Below are 21,844 nucleotides of genomic sequence, written 5' to 3'. Positions count from 1 at the left end.
AGGGGAGCGCATGTCCAGTCTCCCTGTGGTCGCTATTATCGGCCGTCCGAACGTCGGCAAATCGACGCTCTTCAATCGTCTCGTCGGAAAGAAACTCGCGCTCGTCGACGATCGCCCCGGCGTGACTCGCGATCGGCGCGAAGGCGCGGCGACGCTCGTCGGCCTCGATTTCCGCGTCATCGACACCGCCGGTTACGAGGACAAGGACGCCGCGTCCTTGCCCGGCCGAATGCGCGCACAGACCGAGGCCGCGGTCGCGCAGGCCGACGTTGCGCTGTTCCTGTTCGATTCGCGCGCGGGCATCGTCCCGCTCGACGAAGAGATTGCACGCTGGCTGCGCGGATCGACCACCCCGGTCATTCTCGTCGCCAACAAGGCCGAGGGCAAGGCTGGCGCGGACGGCATTCTCGAATCGCTGTCGCTCGGCTTCGGCGATCCGGTCGAGCTGTCGGCCGAGCATGGCGAGGGTCTGGTCGAACTGTTCGATGCGCTGCTCCCCTTCATCGAACCCGAGAAGGATGCGGCGGGCGACGACATCCCCAATGCGGACGTAGATGAGGAATATGCCCCCGACGCGCCGCTCAAATTGGCGATTATCGGACGTCCGAACGCGGGCAAATCGACGCTGATCAACCGCATTCTGGGCGAAGATCGTCTGATTACCGGTCCGGAAGCGGGCATCACGCGCGATTCGATCGCGGTCGACTGGATCTGGCACGACCCCGAGCGCGAGCCCGGCGAGGATGCACGGAAAGTCCGGCTGATCGACACCGCGGGCATGCGCAAGCGTGCCAATGTGCAGGACAAGCTCGAGAAGCTGTCGGTCGCCGATGCGCTTCACGCGATCGATTTCGCCGAAGTCGTCGTGCTGCTGCTCGATGCGACACGCGGCCTCGAATCGCAGGACCTCCGCATTGCCGATGCCGCGCTCCAGGAAGGCCGCGCGCTGATCGTCGCGATCAACAAATGGGACGTGGCGGAGAATGCCTCCAGCCTGTTCAACGGCATCCGCACCGCGCTCGAGGACGGCCTCAGCCAGATCAAGGGCATGCCGGTGCTGACCGTCTCGGCGGCGACCGGCAAGGGGCTCGACACGTTGCTCAAGGTCGCGTTCGACACGCGCGATGCGTGGTCACGCCGCGTCGGCACGGGCGAACTCAACCGCTGGTTCGAACGCGCGGTCGAGGCCAACCCGCCGCCCGCACCGGGGGGCAAGCGGATCAAGCTGCGTTATCTCACGCAGGCGAAGACGCGTCCGCCCGGCTTCGTGCTGTTCGGCACGCGAGTCGATCAGTTGCCGACGAGCTATCAGCGGTATCTGATCAACGGCATCCGGCGCGATCTCGGGTTCGGTGCGGTTCCGGTGCGGTTGACGTTGCGGGCGCCGAAGAACCCGTTCGACCGGTAAGTGAGACTGAGGACCCGCAACGGGTAGGGATTTTTGATTGCCCGCTCTCATCAAACGAACGCCGCGATCGCGGCGCGGCGTACTCTGAAATCAGTTTAGGGTGACGCCGGGTGGGGGCACGCCGGGATTCTCATATCAGCCGTCATGCTGAACTTGTTTCAGCAACCACCGTGCAGCGTGCGTGGACCGTCATCGTGGCGCGGTGGACCCTGAAACGAGTTCAGGGTGACGCCGGTGTGAGAACGCCGGAAGGCGCAGACTTCACGCTCGCGGTTGCGCGCCCAGCACCTGATACGCCATCACCGCGGTCGCGACGGCGGCGTTGAGGCTGTCCGCCTTGCCCAGCATCGGGATCTTGACCAGTGTGTCGCATTCCGCGGCGTAAGCGTCGGGCATCCCCTGCGCCTCGTTACCAGTCAACAGGAAGGTCGGCGCCCGATACGTCGCCGCGCGGTAATCGGTCGTCGTGTCGAGGCTCAGCCCCACCAATTGCCCAGCGCCGCCGCGCAGCCACGGCACGAACGCTTCCCATTCGCACTGCACCACCGGCACGGTGAACAGCGCCCCCATGCTCGCGCGCACCGCCTCGACCGAGAAGGGGTCGACGCACTCCCCGATCAGGATGAGTCCGCCCGCACCGACCGCATCACCGGTGCGCAGGATCGTGCCAAGATTACCCGGGTCACGCATCCGCTCGGCCACCAGCCAGATCGCTGCGGAGTCGCGGTCAAGGCTGTCGAGCGTCCGGGTGAACTCCGCGAACACGCCGACCACTGCCTGCGGATTGTCTTTGCCCGACAGTTTGGAAAGGATGTCAGGAACGGTCTCGATCGCCTCGCCGCCGGCGGCCTCAACCGCATCGACGAGTGCCAGCACCAGCGGATGCGCTGCACTGTCGCGTGCAAAAAACAGGAACTCGGGAATACGCCCGACCGCTCGCGCTTCGGTGAGGATGCGCAGCCCTTCGGCCAGGAACAGGCCCTCTTCGCGACGATGGCGTTTCTCGCGCAGCGCGCGGACGCGCTTGATCAGCGGGTTGGAATAAGCGGTAATTTCACGGGGCATTGGGGCGATCAATCCTCGCCGAACTTGGCCTCGACCAGCTCGCATAGCGCACTGACGGCGGACTCGGCATGGTCGCCCTCGGCGGAAATGACGATCGTGTCGCCCATCGCGGCACCCAGCATCATCAATCCCATGATCGACGTGCCCGTCACCGATCCGGCACCGTCCTTCTCGACATGAAGTTCGCACGGCTGGGTGGCTGCGAGGGTGACGAACTTGGCACTGGCGCGGGCGTGGAGGCCACGGCGGTTGGTGATCAGGACGCTGCGGCTGACGGACATCAGGCGGCTGCCTCGCCCAGCACTTCGGAAGCGACCGAAATGTATTTGCGCCCGGCCTCGCGCGCGGCGGCGACCGCATCGACGACCTTCATCGTCTTGCGCGCCGATTCGAGCCGGATCAGCATCGGCAGGTTGATTCCCGCGATCACTTCGATCCGCCCGCGTTCGAGCAACGAGATTGCAAGGTTGGACGGAGTCCCGCCGAACAGGTCGGTCAACAGAATGACGCCACGTCCGGCGTCGACCTGGCCGATCGCGGTGGCGATGTCGTTGCGGCGTTCTTCCATGTCGTCTTCGGGGCCGATGCAGACCGTCGCCACGCGCTCCTGCTTGCCGACGACATGCTCCATCGCTGTCACGAATTCGTCGGCCAACCGGCCATGCGTCACGAGAACCAGCCCGATCATCGTACCGCCCCAATCATGCAACCGACCATTTCACGCTTCCGCCGTTCCGTCTTGCTGGCGATCATCGGGCACCCCTTCGAGCGAGTCCTGGGGGGCGGCGGCGAGATCGCGGTGTGTAACCGTGGGCGAAAATCCGGCGTCGCGCAACCGCGCCGCAACGCGTTCGGTGACGTGGACCGAGCGGTGTCTCCCTCCGGTACAGCCGAAGGCGATCGTCAGATACGACTTGCCCTCGGCGCGGTAGCGCGGGAGCAAGAGCAGGAGCAGGTCTTCGATCCGGCTGACCGCGGCTTCGTACGCCGGGTCCTGCGCGACATAGGCGGAGACGTCGGCGTCGAGTCCCGTACCGGGACGCAATTCGGGCACCCAGTGCGGATTGCGGAGGAACCGCATGTCGAACATCAGGTCGGCCCCGCGCGGAACGCCGCGCGCGAAACCGAACGACGTCACCGTCAAGGTCGGGCCGGCCTGGTGCTCCCGCGAGAAGGTATCGCGGACCTGTTCCGCAAGCTGGTTGCCGGTCATGTCGGTCGTGTCGATCAGGCGGTTCGCCCAGCGCCGCAATGGCGCGAGCAAGTCGCGTTCACGCGCGATTCCGTCGGCGGCGGGGCGGTCGACCGCGAGCGGATGGCGGCGGCGGGTTTCCGAATACCGCCGCTCGAGTTCGCCGCCTGCGCAATCGAGGAACAAGGTGCCGACGTCATGGCCATAGGTTTCGCGGAGATGCTTGATCCGGTCGACGATCCCGTCCGAGTCGAAATCGCGCGTCCGCACGCCGATGCCGATCGCGAGCGGCTGGCTCGATTGCTCCGCGCCCTGGGGCAAGGGCGAACTGAGAAGGCGGTCTAGCAGCGCTAGAGGGAAATTGTCGACGACCTCCCAGCCGAGATCCTCGAGCGTGCGGAGCACGGTCGACTTGCCCGCGCCGGACAGGCCGGTGACGAGCAGGATTTCCTTGGGGTCTAGCGTCATGACGCCTCTGTAGCGTGGCGGACCGCCATTTCCACCTTGATCGGCGCAGACGCCTCGAAAGGTGCGATCGCGATCTGCGGAATCGCAACCCCGTGATACGTTGCCTGCGTTTCGAGCGGCAGGCGTTCGACCGGCTGGTCCAGCCGTACCGCGAGCCTTATCGGAACGTCATCGATCGCATCGATGGGCATGATCCCGACCCCTCGAACCTCGATCTTCCCGCGGATCGTATCCGGCGCGGTTGCGCGGAGCGCGCCGTCGTGGACAGTTACGACGGTGTAATCGTCCGCGACCAGCACCGCACCGCGGTCGATGAGCCGGAGCGCGAGATCCGATTTCCCCGAACCGGACGGCCCGAGCAACAGCACCGCTACACCATCGATCGCGACCGTGGTGGCGTGGATCGGTGCAGGGCTCACCGCGGTTCCCCGACGGGCAAACACACCATGAACCGCGCACCGGAGACCCCGGTATGGCGGGCCTCGGCGGTGATCCGTCCCTGGTGCGCATCGACGATCGTGCGTGCGATGGCGAGGCCGAGGCCGGAATGCTTGCCGAACGCCTCGTCCGCCGGGCGCAGCGACTGGAACCGCTGGAACACTTTCTCGCGCGCGTCCGCAGGAACGCCGGGGCCCTCATCCTCGACCGCGATGACGACCTCCTCCGGCGTGCGGGACAAAGTGATGTCGATCCGTCCGGCTTCGGGTGAGAAGGACACGGCATTGTCGATCAAATTGTCGATCACGCGTTCCAGCCGCCCGCCTTCGCCCAGCACCACGAACCCCGCACCGCCGTCGTCATGCAGGTGAAGCCGAAGACCGATTCCCCGCTCGATCCCACGTTCCTCGCGACCCGCGATCAGCGCGGCAATCATCGCGCCCAGATCGACTTCCTCGAACTTCGCGCGGCTAAGCTGCGCATCCAGCCGCGACGCTTCGGCGATGTCGGTGATGAGCCGGTCGAGCCGATGGACATCGTCGCGGACGATTGCGAGCAGCCGCTCCTGGAGCTCGGCATCCTTGACCAGCGTCAGCCCCTCGACCGCCGAGCGCAGCGACGCGAGCGGGTTCTTCATCTCATGCGTCACGTCCGCCGCGAACGCCTCGATCGCGTCGATCCGCGCGCGCAGCGCAAGGCTCATGTCCGACAGCGCGCGCGCCAGCATCCCGATCTCGTCGCGGCGATAGGGCAGGCGGGGGACGACGACTTCGCGCGCGCGCCCCATCCGCACGCGCACCGCGGCATAGGCGAGCCTGCGCAACGGCCGGACGATCGTGCGCGCGAGGAACAGCGACAGCAGGATCGAGACGATCGAGACGATCATCAGCACGATCCCGAGCCGGAACCGCTCGACTCGAACGGTCTGTGTGATGTCGCGGACGTTGTTGGTCGTCATCACGACCCCCCCGTGCGCGAGTTGCGCGGCGGCGGTGATTACCGGGGTACGGTCGGGGGCGCGCCACACCGTCGCGGAGACGGTCGGGGTTGCGCGGACGGTCCGCACGTCCGGCCAGTTGAGCCCCGAGAGATGTTCGCGATACAGCGGCGCGCGCGGCGTGCCGACGACGGTGTCGATGATCGCGTCGAGGACACGCGCGGAGGCCTGGCTCCAGTCCTGCTTGTCCGGGTCCTGCAGCACGAAATTGCGAAGCCCGAGCTTGCGGGTATCGATGATCGGCAGGTCGCGTCCGTCGTAGATCCGCAACCGCACGCCCGTCGCGCGCGCAAGCCTGAGCGCCAGTTCGGGGCGTTGCTGCTCGGGGACCGAGACGATCGACTCGGCGACGAGCCGCGCTTCGCGGATCGACTGCCGCACGCGTTCGTCGACGATCCGGCTACGGTACGAATCGAGGTAGAAGAACCCGCCCGCCAGCATCGCCAGCGCGAAGACGTTAACGAACAGGATCCGCGGCGTGAGCGACACCCGCGCGGACCAGCGGAGCGACAGCGCGCGAGCATCCTCGTCGCGCGCGGGCTCGTCATTCCTCGGAGAATCGATAGCCCGCTCCATAGAGAGTTTCGATCGCGTCGAAGTTCGGGTCGACTTGCCGGAACTTGCGGCGGACGCGCTTGATGTGGCTGTCGATCGTGCGGTCGTCGACATAGATATCGTCGTGATACGCCGCGTCCATCAACTGGTTGCGGGTCTTCACGATGCCGGGGCGCTGCGCCAGCGTCTCGAGGATCAGGAATTCGGTGACGGTCAGCGTGACCGGCGCACCCGCCCAGGATACGCGGTGGCGCGCGGTATCCATCGCCAGCCGACCGCGGATCAGGCTGGTTTCGGCGGTGGGTTCCTCGCTGCCCGATCCGCCTTGCGATCCTTCCGCGCGCCGCAGGATCGCGCGGATCCGCGCGATCAGCAGGCGCTGCGAGAACGGCTTGGAGATGTAATCGTCCGCGCCCATCGCCAGCCCGAGCGCTTCATCGAGTTCATCGTCCTTCGAGGTCAGGAAGATGACCGGGACCATGCTCTTCTCGCGCAGGCGGCGCAGCAGTTCGAGCCCGTCCATCCGCGGCATCTTGATGTCGAGGATCGCAATGTCGGGCGGATTGTCGATCAACGCCTTGAGCGCGGTTTCGCCATCCGAATACAGCCGGGTCACGAAGCCTTCGGCCTGCAGGGTGATCGACACCGACGTCAGGATATTGCGGTCGTCGTCGACCAGCGCGATCGTTGCCGTCATCGGCGAAGGGCCTCGTGTCGTGAAAGGGCGGACCTAATCCATTACGGCCCGCGCCTCAATGCAAGCTGAACGGACACTGTCCCACCTTGTGATCGCACCGCCAATCGCTTGTTTGACCCTGCCTGTCCTCAGCGATATGCGCCAAGGATCGAAGCATAACGATGCCGACCCTCGATGGTCGGCACGGTAGGAGAGTGATATCGTGAGCGACCGCATCCCGGTTTCCGGGCTGGACACGCAGGGCATCGAGACCCGCGCCAGCCTCCATTGGAACCTCGTAACCGCCCGTCTGATCCAAGCGGCGATCTCCCGCGGCGAGGGCAAATTGTCCGCCGATGGTCCGTTGGTCGTCGAGACCGGCGCGCATACCGGCCGATCCGCTCAGGACAAGTTCATCGTGCGCGACGCCGAGACCGAGTCCACCGTTTGGTGGGGCAAGAGCAACAAGGCGATGAGTCCGCAGCATTTCGCCGCGCTCAAGACCGATTTCCTCGCGGCCTTGCGCCACAAGGAAGACCTGTTCGTCCAGGATTTGTTCGGCGGCTCGCAGCCCGAGCACCGCGTCAAGGTCCGCGTCGTCAACGAACTCGCGTGGCACAACAGCTTCATCCGCACGATGCTGGTCCGCCCGGCGGAGGCCGAGCTGCGCGACTTCGTACCCGATTACACGATCGTCGACTTGCCGAGCTTCCGCGCCTCGCCCGAGCGGCACGGCTGCCGCAGCGAAACCGTGATCGCGGTCAACTTCACCGAGAAACTGATCCTGATCGGCGGCACCCGCTATGCCGGCGAGATGAAGAAGTCGGTGTTCAGCCTGCTCAACTACCTGCTTCCGCCGACCGGTGTGATGCCGATGCACTGCTCGGCCAACATGGGCCCCGACGGCGATACTGCGGTGTTCTTCGGCCTGTCGGGCACCGGAAAGACGACGCTCAGCGCAGACGCCAGTCGCACGTTGATCGGCGACGACGAGCATGGCTGGTCCGACACCGCGGTCTTCAATTTCGAGGGTGGCTGCTACGCCAAGATGATCCGCCTCTCCGCGGACGCCGAGCCGGAAATTTTCGCGACGACCAAGCGCTTCGGCACGATCCTCGAGAACGTCGTGATGGACCCGGTGACGCGCCAACTCGACCTCGACGACGCGAGTCTCGCCGAGAACAGCCGGGGCGCCTATCCGATCGACTTCATCCCCAATGCGTCCGAAAACAACATGGGTCCGGTGCCGCGCAACATCGTGATGTTGACCGCGGACGCCTATGGCATCCTCCCGCCGATCGCGAAGCTGACGCCCGAACAGGCGATGTATCACTTCCTCTCGGGCTACACCGCACGCGTCGCGGGGACCGAGATCGGCGTCACCGAGCCCGATGCGACCTTCTCGACCTGCTTCGGCGCGCCGTTCATGGCGCGGCACCCGTCGGTCTACGGCAATCTGCTCAAGGAGCGGATCGCCAAGGGCGGGGTCGACTGCTGGCTGGTCAACACCGGCTGGACCGGCGGCAAGTACGGCGTCGGCAGCCGCATGCCGATCAAGGCGACGCGCGCGTTGCTCAACGCCGCCCTCGACGGTTCCTTGAACGATGCCGAGTTCCGCACCGACCCGAACTTCGGGTTCAAGGTGCCGGTCGCTGTGCCGGGGGTCGACAGCGCGATCCTCGACCCGCGCGCGACCTGGGCCGACAAGGAGGCGTATGACGCCACGGCGGCAAGACTCGTCGATCTGTTCGTTGAAAACTTCGCGCAGTTCGCGGAGCATGTCGACGAAGGCGTGCGCCAATCCGCGCCGAAGGTCCACGCGCCGGCCTGATCCGCCCGGGAACCGGCACCGGGCCTCTTGCGGAGGTTCCGATGCCGATTGCCGAACCAGGACCCAGACTGTTCCCCGATGACGCCGCAATTCGGCGCATCGGGGAGGGGTTGTTGGCTTGCACTCTGGCCAAGGCCGACTGGACGCACGAAGCGCATATCGCTGCGACGTGCTGGCTCTTGCGCGATCGGCCCGACGTAAACGTAGATGCGGAGATCGCGACTATCATCTGCCGCTACAACGAGTCGGTTGGCGGGGTGAATGACGACACCCGTGGCTATCACGCCACGATCACCCAGAGCTTCGTCGCGGGGATACGGTCCTATCTTGCGCATGCGGCCCCCGAGACGTCGCTGGCGGTGACCGTCAATACGCTGCTACAACGCGCGGAAGGGCGGCGCGACTGGCCGCTCCGTTTTTACTCCCGCGATCGATTGTTCTCGGTTGCTGCACGACGCGATTTCGTCGCACCCGATCTCGCGCCGCCTGCCGGGTGCGTGATAGGAGCGCGGTCGGCGTTAAGCAGCGTAAGAGGATGGATCGATGGGAATGTTCGACGGCGTGCTGGGACAGGTGCTGCAGAATGTCGACGTGGCGACGCTCGCCGCCAAGGTCGGGCTGACCCCGCAACAGGTCGAGCTCGCCTTGCAGGCGCTGGGGCAGGCGCACGCCGCGCCCGGGGATACGGTCGGCACCGCGGCGGCAAACACCGGACTTTCGCCAGAGACGCTGCAACAGCTGCTCCAGATGATCGGTGGCGAGGAAACGCTCGCCAAGGTCGCCGCAATGCTCGGCGCGCAGGGCGGGGTGCTTGGGCAGCTCGGCACGCTCGCGTCGGGGTTCTTCGCCAAGCGCTGAGGCGGAAATCGGGCTGCGGTCTGGCGCTTTGCGGGGTCGGCGGTTACATGGACCGCCACGACTCGCTTTTCTCTTCCCGCGCAGGACCGGCACCCATGGACATTCGCCTCGGACTCACTTTCGACGATGTCCTCTTGGTGCCCGCTGAATCGGACATCGTCCCGAGCCAGACCAACACCGCGACGCGCGTGACGCGCGGCATCTCGCTCGACATCCCGATCCTGTCGTCCGCGATGGACACCGTGACCGAAGCCGACATGGCGATCGTCATGGCGCAATTGGGCGGGATCGGCGTGCTCCACCGCAACATGGAAGTCGACGAGCAGGTTGCCGCGGTGCGCGCGGTCAAGCGGTTCGAAAGCGGCATGGTCGTCAACCCGATCACGATCGAGCCGCACGCGACGCTCGCCGATGCGCAGGCGTTGATGAAGCATCACCGGATCAGCGGCATTCCGGTCGTCCGCGCGGATGGTGTGCTCGTCGGCATCCTCACCAACCGCGACGTCCGCTTCGCCGAGAACCCGCGCCAGCCGGTCTCCGAGCTGATGACGCACGAGAATCTCGCGACCGTCTCCCCTGGCGTCACGCAGGAGGAAGCGCGTCGCCTGCTCCACCAGCGCCGGATCGAGAAACTGCTGGTGGTGGACGAGGCGTATCGCTGCATCGGCCTGATCACCGTCAAGGATATCGAAAAGGCCGTCACCTACCCGAACGCGACCAAGGACGCCGCCGGGCGGCTCCGCGTCGCGGCGGCGACGACGGTCGGCGACAAGGGGTTCGATCGTACAGCCGCGCTGGTCGATGCCGAACTCGATCTCGTCGTCATCGACACCGCGCACGGCCATAACCGCGACGTCGCGCGCGCGGTCGAGCGGGTCAAGAAGCTCAGCAATTCGGTCCAGGTGATCGCGGGCAACGTCGCGACCGCCGAGGCCACGCGCGCGCTGATCGATGCGGGCGCGGACGGGATCAAGGTCGGGATCGGCCCGGGCTCGATCTGCACCACGCGCGTCGTCGCAGGCGTCGGTGTGCCGCAGCTGACCGCCGTCATGGATTGCGCCGAAGTCGGCCAGAAAATGGGCGTGCCCGTCATTGCGGACGGTGGCTTGCGCACCTCGGGCGATCTCGCCAAGGCACTCGCGGCGGGCGCGTCGGCATGCATGATCGGCTCGCTGCTCGCGGGCACCGAGGAAGCCCCGGGCGACACCTTCCTGTTCCAGGGCCGCGCGTACAAGTCGTATCGCGGCATGGGCTCGGTCGGCGCGATGGGGCGCGGCTCGGCGGATCGCTATTTCCAGGGTGATATCAAGGACCAGATGAAGCTCGTTCCCGAAGGGATCGAAGGCCAGGTCGCATTCAAGGGTCCGGCGCGCGACGTGATCCACCAGCTCGTCGGGGGCATTCGCGCGGCGATGGGCTATACCGGATCCTCCAGCATCGCCGCGCTGCAGGAGCGTGCGCGCTTCGTCCAGATCACGGGCGCTGGCCTCAAGGAAAGCCACGTCCACGACGTCGACATCACGCGCGAAGCCCCCAACTACCCGACGCGGTAAACGCTTGGGCATAGGCGCAGGTCGGGGAACGACCGGCCTAAGGCCCGGTACCCCCTCCGCCGCGTTCGATCCATCACCGCAAGCCAGGGCATGGCAGGAAGCAGAATGACTGCTTCCTGCCATGCCTTCGCTGCGCTCTGGTTTCCTGCCAGAACATAGGGTAGGGGGGTATCCCTATGGGACATCTCAGCGATAAGAAGGGCGACTTGCTCGCCCGCGTGAAGCGGATCGCCGGACAGGTGGCGGCGGTCGAGCGAAGCCTGGAGCGCGACGCCGATTGCGTAGACGTCCTCCACCTCGTCGCGGCGGTCCGCGGCGCGGTCAACGGGCTGCTCGACGAGATCGTGGTCGACCATCTGCACGAGCATGTCGTCAAGCCAGGCCTGTCGGATGAGGCGCGCTCGAAAGGTGCCGAAGATCTGGTGACGGTGATCCGTCGGTACGTGAAATAGGACGTTCCATGGCGACCCACTCCGCAGTCGATACCGTACCGCACGACCACGTCTTTCTCAGCGCATCGCACGATGAGAATGCCCGGCGCACTCTCTGGGTCGTCGCGCTCACCGCCGTGATGATGGTCGGGGAGATCATCGCCGGCTATATTACGGGATCGATGGCGTTGCTGGCGGACGGGTTCCACATGGCGACGCACGCCGGTGCGCTCGGCGTTGCGGCAGCCGCCTACGCCTACGCGAAACGCAACGCCACGGATCGTCGCTTCAGCTTCGGCACGGGCAAGGTCGGGGACCTCGCCGGTTTTGCCTCTGCGCTCGTGCTCGGTCTCGTCGCCTTCGGGATCGGCGTCGAGTCGCTGTTGCGCCTGTATCGGCCGATCCACGTCGCGTTCGTCGAGGCGACGTGGATCGCGGTGGTCGGGCTGGGGGTCAACATCGTCAGTGCGTTCCTGCTCTCCGGCAGCCATTCGCACGGTCATGGTCACGGCCATAGTCATCCGCACCACGACCATCATGGCCATGACCACGGACCGGCCGTGAAGAGCCAGGACAACAATCTCCGCTCCGCCTATGTCCACGTCCTCGCCGATGCGCTGACGTCGGTGCTCGCGATCGCCGCGCTTCTGGCCGGTCGCTACCTCGGCTGGATCTGGCTGGATCCCGTGATGGGGATCGTCGGGGCGATCGTCATCGCACGCTGGTCGTGGACGCTGATGCGCGACACGGCCGCCGTCCTGCTGGACGCGACCGACGACCCTGTGGCCGACGAAGTCCGCGGCCTTCTGGGCGATGCGAATGGCGCCGACATTCTGGACCTGCACGTCTGGCGGATCGGACCCGAGGCTCATGCCGGTATCGTCAGCGTGGCAGCGGGGCCCGGGATCGACCAGCAGATGATCCGCCAACGCCTGCGTCCAGTCCACGAACTCGCCCATCTGACGGTGGAAATTCGATGAAGTCCCCGTGCGTCGAAATCTGCGCCTTCGACGGACGAACCGGTTGGTGCCGGGCGTGCGGGCGGACCAAGCCGGAGTGCCGCAGCTGGAAGAAGGCACAGCCGCATCAGCAGAGGAAAATTGCCGCCGACCTGCCGCGGCGGCTGTCGAAACTAGCGTCTGCCAAACCGGAGTAGCGGCGGCGTCCGCTGACGGTCGACAAATGGACGCTGAGCGACCACGAGCAGTAGTCCTGACCCGCACCATCGTTTCGCGAAGGCGCGAAACTGATCTAGGGGCAACCTTCAGATCCGCCAACACCCCGGAAAGACCGCCAATGACCCCCGCCGCAAGAACCCAGGCCGCGATCGAGCTGCTCGACGAGATCATCGTCGCCGCGCGCGATTCCGGCGCCGCGGCGGATACGCTGGTTGCCCGCTACTTCGCCAACCGGCGCTATGCCGGGAGCAAGGACCGTCGGGCCGTCCGCGAGCTGGTCTACGCTGCGATCCGCACGTTAGGCGAACGCCCGCGCTCTGGCCGGGCGGCAATGCTCGCGCTCGCCGCCGAGGACCCGGATCTCGCCGCGACCTTCGATGGCGTCGGCCATGGCCCTGCCGCGATCGGCGTCAGCGAAAGCAAGGCGTGGCCCGGGGTTGCGCCCAACTGGTTGCTGGAACGCCTCCGCGGGTCCGCGCTCGACGATAGCGAATTCCCCGCGTTGATCGACCGCGCGCCGCTCGACGTGCGCATCAACCGGGACAAGGCGGCCGACCTCGCGATCGACGGCGCCGAACCGATCGCTGGCCTGCCGGACGGGTTGCGGCTGCCGACCGGCACCGATGTCGACCGGATCGAAGGCGTCCCCGAGGGCGCGCTCGAAGTCCAGGACGCGGGCAGCCAGTTCGTCACGCTCGCCGCACAGGCCAAGCCGGGCCAGCGGATCGTCGATCTCTGCGCGGGCGCGGGCGGCAAGACGCTCGCGCTCGCCGCGGCGATGGGCGGGGAGGGGACGATCCTTGCGACGGATACCGATCGCAACCGGCTGTCGCGGCTAACCCCGCGTGCCGAGCGTGCGGGCGTCACGAACGTCGAAACGCGGTTGCTCAACCCGGGACGCGAAGCGGAGATGCTGGCCGACTGGGGCGGCAGCGCGGATTGCGTGCTGATCGACGCGCCGTGCTCGGGCACCGGCACGTGGCGCCGCAATCCCGAGGCACGCTGGCGGCTAAGCCCCGAACGGCTCGATCGTCTGGTCGCGACGCAGCAGCATGTCCTGTCGATCGGCGCGGCGCTCGTCCGGCCGGGCGGGGCGCTGGTCTACATCGTCTGCTCGCTGCTCGACGAGGAGGGGGCGAACCAGGTCTCGGCGTTCCTCGCGGACCATGCCGGCTGGCATGCCGAGCGGCTGTCCTTGCCCGCCGGTCGCGCCCATGGCGCGGGCCTTCGGCTGACGCCTGCGCACGATGCGACCGACGGGTTTTTTGTCGCACGATTGACGCGTGGGTGATACCGCTGTGCGCGTGACGAAGCTGGAGTATCTCATGCGCTACACCCCCGTTGCGATCGCGGCCGCGATGACGCTGCTGACGATCGGAACCGCCGTTCAGGGCCAGCGCGCCGAAGATGCGATCGACGCGCGCTCGCTCGCGCTGCTCGCCAAGGGGCGGGCGTTGCAGAGCGCGGGGAATCTTGATGGCGCGACCGACATGCTCGAGAGCGCGGTCACGGTCGACCCGCGCAATCGCGATGCCTTCGTCGCGCTCGGACAGGTCGCGCAGGCGCGCGCATTGCCCGGCAAGGCGATCCGACTGTACCGCGAGGCGCTATCGCTCGATCCGAACGACATCGCTGCATTGCGCGGGCAGGGCGAAGCGCTCGTCGCACGCGGGGCGGTGCAACGGGCGCGCGAGAATCTCGCCAAGATCCGGACGGTCTGCGCCAAGCGGGCCTGCCCGGAGATCGCGGCGCTGACTGCATCGATCGCCAAGGGGCCCCCGATCGTGACGGCGGCTGCGGCGACGGTCGTGCCGCCACCCGCGGGGACGCCGACCGCCAAGGACTGAGGCGGGGTCGTCTTGCTTACGGCCTGACCTTCCGGCCAGGGACGCGCGCCTAACCCAGCGCGCGCGCGACCGCGACGAATTCAGCGACGCTGACCGTTTCCGCGCGGCGAGTTGAATCGATGCCCACCGCCTCCAGCGCAGCGAGCGCGCCGGGCACGCCCTTGAGACTTTGCCGCAGCATCTTGCGGCGCTGACCGAACGCGGCGCCGGTCAGGCGTTCGAGCGTCGCGAAGCGAACGGCGTCGGGTGCGGCTTCGGGCACGATATGCACCACCGCAGACATCACCTTGGGCGGCGGCGTAAAGGCCGAGCGGTGGACCGGCATCGCCAGCGTCGCCTTGCTCCGCCACTGCGCCAGCACTGCTAGCCGCCCGTAAGCGTCGTCATCGGTCCTGGCGACGATCCGGTCGGCGACTTCGCGCTGGAACATCAGCGTCAGGCTTTGCCACCACGGCACCCAGTCCGCCGACAGCCACCGCACCAGCAGGGCGGTGCCGATATTATAGGGAAGGTTGGAGGCGATGTGCGGTTTGCCTTCAAACAAGGGCACCGCGTCGATCTCGAGCGCATCGCCTTCGATCACCCGCAACTGACCCGGAAAGGCTTCGCTCAGCTCGGCCAGCGCCGGGATACAGCGCCGGTCACGCTCGATCGCGGTTACCCGCGCCCCTGCGGCGAGCAGCGCGCGGGTCAGGCCACCCGGACCAGGTCCGATCTCCAACACTTCCGCGCCCTGCAAATCCCCCGGAATGCGCGCGATCCGCGCGAGCAGTTGCGCATCGAGCAGGAAATTCTGTCCCAACGCCTTGCTGGCGGCGAGCCCGTGGCGGGCGATGACGTCGCGCAATGGCGGCAGATCGGGGCGCGCGGGTGCCCCCTCGGGCGAACTCACGCGCCGATCGCGGCGCGACGATCGGCAGCGTCGCCCGCCAGCCGGATCGCCGCGATCATCGCGCCCGGTTCGGCAATGTTCTTGCCCGCGATATCGAACGCGGTCCCGTGATCGGGCGACGTCCGCACGATCGGCAAGCCCAACGTGATGTTGACGCCCTCGTCGAAATACAGCGTCTTGATCGGGATCAGCGCCTGGTCGTGGTAGCAGCACATCACCGCGTCATAGTTCAGCCGAGCGCGCGGGTGGAACAGCGTGTCGGCGGCGAACGGTCCGGTCGCAGCGATGCCCTCGGCGCACAAATGGGCGACCGCCGGGGCGATGATGTCGATTTCCTCGCGCCCGATCGCGCCGCTTTCGCCCGCATGCGGATTGAGCCCCGCGAACGCGATGCGCGGCGCTGCGATACCGAAGTTGCGAGTCAGCCCACGCGCAGTCGCGCGGCCCTTGGACACCAGCAGCTCGACCGACAGCAAGCCGCCGACATCCGCGAGCGCGACGTGAGTCGTCATAGGCACGACGCGCAGGTCGGGACCGGCCAGCATCATCACCGCATTCTCGCCCGCAATGCCGCAGCGTTCCGCAACGAATTCGGTCTGGCCCGGATAGTTGAACCCGATGTGGTAGAGCTGCGCCTTGGAGACCGGCGCGGTCACCAGCGCGCGCGCGGCGCCCGACCGGACGAGGCCCGCCGCAAGCTCCAACGCGCGCAACGCACAGCGCGCACCCGCGACGTCGGGATGGCCGGGAACGATCTCGCCGCCATCCTCCACCGTCAGCACGGGCAGGGCATGGTCGAACACGCCGCGCGCAGCGTCCGGGTGGAGGATCGCCTCGACCGGGCCATCCCATACCGCCGCGATCGCGCGCACGTCGCCCGTCGCGAAGAACGCCGGCAAACCGGCATCGCGTCGCTTCATCCAGGCCTTCGCCAGGATTTCCGGACCAATCCCGGCCGGGTCGCCCATCGAGACGACAAGCGGCGCGAGCTGCGTCGAGGCGACCGTCTCAACGATATTCGATGATCGCATCACGGCGGAGATCGCGCAGCAGCTGGTTGGCGCGCAGATTGGTGCGTGCGTTCTCCATCTGGCCGCGCACCTGCTCCACGCCGGGGACCGTACTGCCCGACGCTTCATCGCGACCGCACAGGACGAGCGACCGGATGCCGTCCTTGGCCGAACCGAACGGCGGGGTGGACTCGCCGACGCTCAGCTTTGCCATGATGTCGCGCAATGCCGGCGGAAGATCGCGGATCCGGACCGAATCATTGTCGACGACTTCGGCACCGAGCGCCGAGGCGACCTTGGCCACTTCGCCGCAACCCCGGATCGTCTTGGACAGTTTCGCGAATTCGGTCACTCGCGCGTCGGCCTGCGCCTGCGAGATCCCTTCGGGGAAGCGCACGCTGAGCTGCTTGAGCGTCAGGCGCGAATCGAGCGGGTCCGCGACGCCGACCTTGCGCGTGTCGACCAGATAGATGATCGAGAAGCCGCCGGGGACTTCGATCGGCCCGGCCAGATGCTCGGGCTGCATCGTCTTGATCGCCTCGACCAGCGACGGCGGAAGCTGTGCCAGCTGGTTCTCGTTGAGCCACCCGAGATCGCCGCCGGTCGAACGCGTCGACGCCTCCGACATGGCACCAGCGTAATAGCCGAAGCTGTCGTCGCCCTTCTCGCGCTTCTGGATCGACGCCATGATCTGCTGTTCCTGCGCGAACACTTCCTGGCGCGCGGTCACCGCCTGCGGATAGGTAGATCTCGCGCACGTGATATTCGGTCGTGCCCTGCTGCTTCTTCAGCTTGTCGATGATCGCCTGGACTTCCTCGTCGCCGACGCTGATGTCGACCTTGCGCCGCAGATAGCGGTTCCACGACAGCTCTGCCTCGACCTGCCGCTTGAACGAGCGTTCCGACGACCCGACGCTGCGCAGATAGGTGCGCATGTCCGCGGCCGACTTGCCGAAGTTGCTGCGGACGATCGAATCGTAGCTCTTGTTGACTTCCTCGAGCGAGATTTTGACGTCCGCGGTCTTGGCTTCCTGGATCTGGAGCGTCTCGTCGATCAGCTGACGGATCACGAGCAGGCGGTATTGCGCCATTTCCTGTTCGGACAGCTTCATGTCGCGCGCGGCGAGCAGAAAGGCGAGACGCTGGTCGACGTCGGTCCCGGTGATCACCGTTCCGTTGACGATCGCGGTTGGCTTGCGGACGTTGGGATCCACCTTGCCAAAAATCTCTGGATTGCTCGGCAAATTGAGATTGCCGGTGCGGTCGACCGATGCCTGCGGCGGGGCGCCTTCCTGCGGCGCGGCGTCGGGAGCGGTCTGCGCGATCGATCCTCCCGCCATGGCGAGAGAAGCCGCGAGCATCGTACCGAACCCGAAACGGCGCACCGTGCGCGCCGTCTTGCCTGTAGTCGTCGTCACCAAATCTCAATCCCATCCCGCATGGCCGAACCCTGGCCATGCCCCTAATGCGGCCATGTGGCTGAACCGTGGCTTAGCGGCCACAGGTCGTACGCCTAGTAGCGTTAGCGCCCCAAATTCTTGAACGCCAGCGTCAACAGATAGCTGTTGCCGCTGCGCGCGTCGCCGGTGTTCTGGTAATCGCGCCGCCACGTGACGCCGAGCCGAAGGCAATCGTCTTCATATTGGACACCCAGGCGGTGGCGGACCGGGTCGAATCCGTCCGCCAGCGACAACGAATCCTCGCTGCGATTGGTCAGGTCGACCACGGTCGAGCCGAACGCCGACCAGAACCGCGCGAACTGGATACGCCCGCCAAGGCGGATTTCCTCGCGGTCACGCAGATCCTCCAGCGTCGGGTCGATGTTGCGGTTGAGTCGGAGATAGCCGACCAGGAAATATGTGCTGCGCGAGCCGACGGTGGCGTCGAGCTCGTTGCGGCGCACCGCGAACCCGTCCTTGTCGAGCCGATAGCGATGGATCACCGACACGAAGTCGCGGAAGCGCAACTCGGTCCGTCCGACGACATCGGACAGGCGGCGCGACAGCCCGGTCCCGTCCGGAAAGAACGGCGTTTCGCTGTTGAGGCGGTAGCTCTGACCGATGTTGGTGCTGAACGACAGCCCGGGCAGGTCCACCTGCCAGTCGGCACCGTAAGTGAGGCGGGTCGAAGCCTCGAACCGATCGTACCCTGGGAAACGATTGAGCGCGAACAGGTTCGAATCTTCGAGATCGACCGAGCGGGCATCCTCGTTCGGAATCTCGAGCGAACCGGTCTGCGGCGAGGTCACCACCTGGAAACGCGGAATCAGCCGCTGCGTACCGCTCAAGAACGTGCCGATCAGCGGATATTTGATGTCGACCGCGAACGCGCCGATCAAGCGACCGTGGAACCCGTCCACGCCGCGATAGCTCGCCACCGACGTCGAGATCGCGTCGTTGGTGTTGTACACGTCGCCGCGTCCGAATGCGGTAAAGGTTACTTCCTGCCCCCAGGGGGTAACCTTGCGCAAATCCCAGCGGGCGCTGGCAAAGGCGCGCTGGGTGTCCTGCCCGTCGGTGCGGCTGATGGCGAGGCTGTTGACCTGGAATTCGAACGTGCCGCCCAGCAGGCTGTTGGGCATGCGGCGGCGATAGTCGATCGCGGGCAGTGCGAACGGCTGGGTGCCCTGTGGGTCGGCCGCCCGCAGCGTCTGCACATACCATCCCGCGAGCGAGAAATAGCTGTTTTCGTCGATCCGCTCGAGATTGATCGTCGTGCGCAACCGATCGTCGCGCGAGATGTCGTAGCGGCGCAGGAAGGTTCGGTCGCTGGCAAGCCGGAGCGAGCCGGACACGCTCCAATTGGGGTCGAGCTGGAACCGGCCCGAAGCGTCCAGATAACCGCGGAACGAGTTGGGCGTGTTGGGCGGGGTCGGTAGCAGCAAATTGTTGCTGCGCGGGCTTTCGGTGACATAGCCCGAAATCCGGTACGCACCGAGCGTGTTGAGCGCCTGATAGTCCGCCTGGAGCATCGGCAACACGCGGCTGAAGATCCGCGGCGTGATGGTCAGACCGCGGTTGGGCGACAGCGCGATATGATAGGGTTGCGCGAATTCAAGCCCGTTCACGCGTCCGTAGCGGAAATCCGGGCTCAGCAGACCGCTGTCGTTCCCGCCACCGATCGGGTTGGAGAAAGCGGGCAGCGGAATCGACGGCAAGCCGAACAGGTCGATCCGCGCGCCCTTGTAATAGATCCGGCTGCGCTCGGGCCGATAGATCACGCGGACCGCGGTGATCTTCCAGGACGGTTCCTTCGGGCAATTCGAAGCGTCGGTAACGGCGCACGGGGTATAGGCCGCGTCCTCCAGCGTGACGGTCTCGTCGAGCGCACGCGTGCCCTTGCGCGCCGCCAGCCTGCCGCCTTTTTCGAGGACCAGCAGCATGTTGTCGACCATGCCGTCCTTCAGCGCATCGGTCAGTTCGATCGAATCGCCATAAGCGGTGTCGCCGCCGGGATTGACGATCGCGATGTTGCCGGTGGCCATGACCTTGCCGGTCTTGCGGTTCCACACGACCTTGTCGGCGCGCAGGCGATCCCCCGCGCGGTACATGCGGACGTCGCCGGTCGCGGTGACGATCTCGTCGTCGATGTCATATTGCAACGTGGCGGCGTTGAACTGGACCTGATCGTCGCTGACGCTCGTCGTAGTGGCCGGGGGCGGCGGGGCGACGGTACGGGTCTGCAGATCCTGCGCGACGGCGGGAAGGGCGATCAGCGCGGCAGGCGCGACGCAAGTGGCGAGGAAAACAGCACGCTTCACGGCGGTAGAACATCCAAATGCGATGGGGCCGGCGGCCGTTGGTCGATCATGCCCTATCGCATCGACGCGGAGCCGCTGCAATCGCGCAAAGCGCGCTTTGCCAGCGACGGCGCACTGGCCTAGAGACTGACGACTCACCGTGACCGACCGATCGAGGCTTGTTTCCATGCATATCGAGTTTTCCAGTGCAGCCCCCGCAGCCGATGCGACGCTTGCCCTCATCGTCGAAAAGGACGGGCTGTCGCGGCTCGCCAGCGGCTTTGTCGAGCAGAGCGCGATCGATCTGCTCAAGGCCGCGGCCAAGGCGAGTCGCTTCGACGGCGAGACCGGCGCGATCGTCGAGACGTTCGTCGATCGGGACGGCAGCGCGCAGCGCGTGCTGTTGATCGGCGCCGGTGCCGGCGGCGAGATGGACTTTGAAAAGGCCGGCGGTGCCCTGACCGGACGCCTGCTCACGTCGGGAGTCACTCAGGTGAGCGTCGATTTCGCCGGTGCGGGCGCAACCGGCAAGGCCGCCGCACGGTTCGCCGGCGCAGCCGCGCAGCGCAGCTGGCGGCATGACATCTATCGCACCAAGCTGCCCGAAAAGTCGAAGCCGACGTTGACCAGCATCGTGCTCCACAACGCGCCCGACGGTACCGATGCCGCCTGGGCACCGCAGAAGGCGCTGACCGAGGGTCTCGAACTGACCCGCACGCTCGTCGCGGAACCGCCGAACGTCATTTACCCCGAGAGCTTCGTCGCCAAGGTGCTGGCCGAGGTCGAGGGGCTCGGTCTCGAAGTCACCGTCCTCGGCGAGGACGAAATGCACGCGCTCGGCATGGGCGCGCTGCTTGGCGTGAGCCAGGGCTCGGTCAAGAACGCGCAGCTGCTCGCGCTCAAGTGGAGCGGTAAGGGTGCTGGCGATCCCGATCTGGCGCTGGTCGGCAAGGGCGTGACGTTCGACACCGGCGGCATCTCGCTCAAGCCCGGCGCGGGCATGGAAGACATGAAGTGGGACATGGGCGGCGCAGGCGCGGTCGTCGGCGCGATGAAGGCGATCGCCGGGCGCAAAGCCAAGGCCAACGTCATCGGCGTGTGCGGCCTGGTCGAGAACATGCCCGATGGTAACGCGATCCGCCCGGGCGACGTGCTGACCTCGATGTCCGGCCAGACGATCGAAGTGCTCAACACCGACGCCGAGGGGCGTCTCGTGCTGTGCGACGCGCTGACCTGGGTCCAGCGGACGCATCGCCCCAAGACGATCGTCGATCTGGCGACGCTGACCGGCGCGATGATCGTCAGCCTCGGCCACGAACATGGTGGCTGCTTCGCGAACGACGATGCTCTGGCCGACCAGTTGCTCGCGGCGGGCAAGGCCTCGGGCGACCTGCTGTGGCGCTTCCCGATGAGCGATGCGTACAACAAGCTGATCGACTCGCCGATCGCCGACATGAAGAACGTCGGCCCGCGCGGCGCCGGATCGATCACCGCGGCGCAGTTCCTGCTGCGCTATATCGAGAATGGCGTAAAGTGGGCCCATCTCGACATCGCCGGGATGGTCTGGTCGGACAAAGCCGGTCCGAACTACGAAAAGGGCGCGACCGGCTATGGCGTTCGCCTGCTCGACCGGTTCGTGGCGGAAAACTTCGAAGGCTGATGTGCCAGCGGCTTCTGTTCTCCTGCGAAAGCAGGAGTCCAGGAGT

20 protein-coding genes and 1 pseudogene are annotated in these 21,844 nt (G+C 66.4%); 10 read left to right on the top strand and 11 right to left on the bottom strand.

Annotated features, from left to right (window positions below):
- Nucleotides 1-10: 10 nt before the first annotated feature.
- Nucleotides 11-1,408: a ribosome biogenesis GTPase Der gene (gene der, locus ABIC16_RS12385; protein WP_242186904.1), complete on the top strand. Its 1,398-nt coding sequence runs from the start codon at nucleotides 11-13 to the stop codon at nucleotides 1,406-1,408.
- 261 nt (nucleotides 1,409-1,669) lie between these two features.
- On the opposite strand, the gene ABIC16_RS12380 is transcribed toward der, so the two are convergent.
- Genes ABIC16_RS12380 through ABIC16_RS12350 form a run of 7 tightly spaced genes read right to left on the bottom strand, consistent with a single transcriptional unit; the run spans nucleotide 1,670 to nucleotide 6,820 of the window.
- Nucleotides 1,670-2,473, bottom strand: coding sequence for a TrmH family RNA methyltransferase (locus ABIC16_RS12380; RefSeq protein WP_354291336.1), 804 nt, complete (start codon nucleotides 2,471-2,473; stop codon nucleotides 1,670-1,672).
- 8 nt (nucleotides 2,474-2,481) lie between these two features.
- A complete protein-coding gene (locus tag ABIC16_RS12375; protein ID WP_354291335.1) occupies nucleotides 2,482-2,754 on the bottom strand; it encodes an HPr family phosphocarrier protein in 273 nt (90 codons plus the stop codon).
- Entirely contained in the window at nucleotides 2,754-3,161 is a 408-nt protein-coding gene (locus ABIC16_RS12370) for a PTS sugar transporter subunit IIA (RefSeq protein ID WP_277968243.1), read from the bottom strand. The genes ABIC16_RS12375 and ABIC16_RS12370 overlap by 1 nt, the downstream gene beginning before the upstream one ends.
- Nucleotides 3,162-3,191: 30 nt before the next feature.
- Complete coding sequence (gene rapZ / locus ABIC16_RS12365; RefSeq protein WP_277968244.1) at nucleotides 3,192-4,133, bottom strand: RNase adapter RapZ; 942 nt, start codon at nucleotides 4,131-4,133, stop codon at nucleotides 3,192-3,194.
- Nucleotides 4,130-4,552, bottom strand: coding sequence for an HPr kinase/phosphorylase (locus ABIC16_RS12360; RefSeq protein ID WP_354291334.1), 423 nt, complete (start codon nucleotides 4,550-4,552; stop codon nucleotides 4,130-4,132). The genes rapZ and ABIC16_RS12360 overlap by 4 nt, the downstream gene beginning before the upstream one ends.
- On the bottom strand, nucleotides 4,549-6,144 hold the full coding sequence (locus tag ABIC16_RS12355) for a sensor histidine kinase (protein WP_277968246.1): 1,596 nt from the start codon (nucleotides 6,142-6,144) through the stop codon (nucleotides 4,549-4,551). Before ABIC16_RS12355 ends, ABIC16_RS12360 begins: the two co-directional genes overlap by 4 nt.
- Nucleotides 6,113-6,820, bottom strand: coding sequence for a response regulator (locus tag ABIC16_RS12350; RefSeq protein ID WP_354291333.1), 708 nt, complete (start codon nucleotides 6,818-6,820; stop codon nucleotides 6,113-6,115). The genes ABIC16_RS12355 and ABIC16_RS12350 overlap by 32 nt, the downstream gene beginning before the upstream one ends.
- A 202-nt stretch (nucleotides 6,821-7,022) precedes the next feature.
- Between ABIC16_RS12350 and ABIC16_RS12345 the strand changes: the two genes are divergently transcribed.
- From ABIC16_RS12345 to ABIC16_RS12310, 8 genes are all read left to right on the top strand, one after another.
- Nucleotides 7,023-8,630, top strand: a complete 1,608-nt coding sequence (locus ABIC16_RS12345; RefSeq protein ID WP_354291332.1) for a phosphoenolpyruvate carboxykinase — start codon at nucleotides 7,023-7,025, stop codon at nucleotides 8,628-8,630.
- Nucleotides 8,631-9,173: 543 nt separating this feature from the next.
- Nucleotides 9,174-9,488, top strand: coding sequence for a hypothetical protein (locus ABIC16_RS12340; protein ID WP_354291331.1), 315 nt, complete (start codon nucleotides 9,174-9,176; stop codon nucleotides 9,486-9,488).
- 95 nt (nucleotides 9,489-9,583) lie between these two features.
- Nucleotides 9,584-11,041: an IMP dehydrogenase gene (guaB, locus tag ABIC16_RS12335; RefSeq protein ID WP_354291330.1), complete on the top strand. Its 1,458-nt coding sequence runs from the start codon at nucleotides 9,584-9,586 to the stop codon at nucleotides 11,039-11,041.
- 176 nt (nucleotides 11,042-11,217) lie between these two features.
- A complete protein-coding gene (locus ABIC16_RS12330) occupies nucleotides 11,218-11,493 on the top strand; it encodes a metal/formaldehyde-sensitive transcriptional repressor (RefSeq protein ID WP_354291329.1) in 276 nt (91 codons plus the stop codon).
- Between the two features lie 8 nt (nucleotides 11,494-11,501).
- On the top strand, nucleotides 11,502-12,452 hold the full coding sequence (gene dmeF, locus ABIC16_RS12325) for a CDF family Co(II)/Ni(II) efflux transporter DmeF (RefSeq protein ID WP_354291328.1): 951 nt from the start codon (nucleotides 11,502-11,504) through the stop codon (nucleotides 12,450-12,452).
- The gene (locus ABIC16_RS12320) at nucleotides 12,449-12,628 is read left to right on the top strand and encodes a DUF1289 domain-containing protein (RefSeq protein ID WP_354291327.1); all 180 of its coding nucleotides are present in this window, start codon (nucleotides 12,449-12,451) and stop codon (nucleotides 12,626-12,628) included. Before dmeF ends, ABIC16_RS12320 begins: the two co-directional genes overlap by 4 nt.
- Nucleotides 12,629-12,768: 140 nt before the next feature.
- The gene (locus ABIC16_RS12315; RefSeq protein ID WP_354291326.1) at nucleotides 12,769-13,941 is read left to right on the top strand and encodes an RsmB/NOP family class I SAM-dependent RNA methyltransferase; all 1,173 of its coding nucleotides are present in this window, start codon (nucleotides 12,769-12,771) and stop codon (nucleotides 13,939-13,941) included.
- 34 nt (nucleotides 13,942-13,975) lie between these two features.
- On the top strand, nucleotides 13,976-14,497 hold the full coding sequence (locus tag ABIC16_RS12310) for a tetratricopeptide repeat protein (RefSeq protein WP_354292315.1): 522 nt from the start codon (nucleotides 13,976-13,978) through the stop codon (nucleotides 14,495-14,497).
- A 49-nt stretch (nucleotides 14,498-14,546) separates the two neighbouring features.
- Here ABIC16_RS12310 and rsmA read toward each other — a convergent pair whose 3' ends face one another.
- The 4 genes and pseudogenes from rsmA to ABIC16_RS12285 form a co-directional block, all read right to left on the bottom strand.
- Entirely contained in the window at nucleotides 14,547-15,389 is an 843-nt protein-coding gene (gene rsmA / locus ABIC16_RS12305) for a 16S rRNA (adenine(1518)-N(6)/adenine(1519)-N(6))-dimethyltransferase RsmA (protein WP_354291325.1), read from the bottom strand.
- A complete protein-coding gene (pdxA, locus tag ABIC16_RS12300; RefSeq protein ID WP_502958347.1) occupies nucleotides 15,386-16,357 on the bottom strand; it encodes a 4-hydroxythreonine-4-phosphate dehydrogenase PdxA in 972 nt (323 codons plus the stop codon). The genes rsmA and pdxA overlap by 4 nt, the downstream gene beginning before the upstream one ends.
- 40 nt (nucleotides 16,358-16,397) lie before the next feature.
- Nucleotides 16,398-17,820: pseudogene (locus ABIC16_RS21185) on the bottom strand (peptidylprolyl isomerase).
- Nucleotides 17,821-17,921: 101 nt separating this feature from the next.
- Nucleotides 17,922-20,159 (bottom strand): LPS-assembly protein LptD, encoded by a 2,238-nt coding sequence (locus tag ABIC16_RS12285; RefSeq protein ID WP_354291322.1) that lies wholly within the window; start codon nucleotides 20,157-20,159, stop codon nucleotides 17,922-17,924.
- Nucleotides 20,160-20,325: 166 nt separating this feature from the next.
- Between ABIC16_RS12285 and ABIC16_RS12280 the strand changes: the two genes are divergently transcribed.
- On the top strand, nucleotides 20,326-21,798 hold the full coding sequence (locus tag ABIC16_RS12280; RefSeq protein ID WP_354291321.1) for a leucyl aminopeptidase: 1,473 nt from the start codon (nucleotides 20,326-20,328) through the stop codon (nucleotides 21,796-21,798).
- Nucleotides 21,799-21,844: the final 46 nt, after the last annotated feature.

This window comes from Sphingomonas sp. PvP055, from assembly GCF_040546365.1.
Classification (GTDB): Bacteria; Pseudomonadota; Alphaproteobacteria; order Sphingomonadales; family Sphingomonadaceae; genus Sphingomonas; species Sphingomonas echinoides_A.
Note: the sequence above shows the minus strand (reverse complement) of the source record. Positions and strands in the feature narration are given on the sequence as shown.

What these genes read in the sequence shown, in the direction of transcription:
- der (WP_242186904.1), top strand. Translation starts at nt 11, where the DNA reads ATGTCCAGTCTCCCTGTGGTCGCTATTATCGGCCGTCCGAACGTCGGC.
- ABIC16_RS12380 (WP_354291336.1), bottom strand. Translation starts at nt 2,473, where the DNA reads ATGCCCCGTGAAATTACCGCTTATTCCAACCCGCTGATCAAGCGCGTC.
- ABIC16_RS12375 (WP_354291335.1), bottom strand. Translation starts at nt 2,754, where the DNA reads ATGTCCGTCAGCCGCAGCGTCCTGATCACCAACCGCCGTGGCCTCCAC.
- ABIC16_RS12370 (WP_277968243.1), bottom strand. Translation starts at nt 3,161, where the DNA reads ATGATCGGGCTGGTTCTCGTGACGCATGGCCGGTTGGCCGACGAATTC.
- rapZ (WP_277968244.1), bottom strand. Translation starts at nt 4,133, where the DNA reads ATGACGCTAGACCCCAAGGAAATCCTGCTCGTCACCGGCCTGTCCGGC.
- ABIC16_RS12355 (WP_277968246.1), bottom strand. Translation starts at nt 6,144, where the DNA reads ATGGAGCGGGCTATCGATTCTCCGAGGAATGACGAGCCCGCGCGCGAC.
- ABIC16_RS12350 (WP_354291333.1), bottom strand. Translation starts at nt 6,820, where the DNA reads ATGACGGCAACGATCGCGCTGGTCGACGACGACCGCAATATCCTGACG.
- ABIC16_RS12340 (WP_354291331.1), top strand. Translation starts at nt 9,174, where the DNA reads ATGGGAATGTTCGACGGCGTGCTGGGACAGGTGCTGCAGAATGTCGAC.
- guaB (WP_354291330.1), top strand. Translation starts at nt 9,584, where the DNA reads ATGGACATTCGCCTCGGACTCACTTTCGACGATGTCCTCTTGGTGCCC.
- ABIC16_RS12330 (WP_354291329.1), top strand. Translation starts at nt 11,218, where the DNA reads ATGGGACATCTCAGCGATAAGAAGGGCGACTTGCTCGCCCGCGTGAAG.
- dmeF (WP_354291328.1), top strand. Translation starts at nt 11,502, where the DNA reads ATGGCGACCCACTCCGCAGTCGATACCGTACCGCACGACCACGTCTTT.
- ABIC16_RS12320 (WP_354291327.1), top strand. Translation starts at nt 12,449, where the DNA reads ATGAAGTCCCCGTGCGTCGAAATCTGCGCCTTCGACGGACGAACCGGT.
- ABIC16_RS12315 (WP_354291326.1), top strand. Translation starts at nt 12,769, where the DNA reads ATGACCCCCGCCGCAAGAACCCAGGCCGCGATCGAGCTGCTCGACGAG.
- ABIC16_RS12310 (WP_354292315.1), top strand. Translation starts at nt 13,976, where the DNA reads ATGCGCTACACCCCCGTTGCGATCGCGGCCGCGATGACGCTGCTGACG.
- pdxA (WP_502958347.1), bottom strand. Translation starts at nt 16,357, where the DNA reads ATGGGCGACCCGGCCGGGATTGGTCCGGAAATCCTGGCGAAGGCCTGG.
- ABIC16_RS12280 (WP_354291321.1), top strand. Translation starts at nt 20,326, where the DNA reads ATGCATATCGAGTTTTCCAGTGCAGCCCCCGCAGCCGATGCGACGCTT.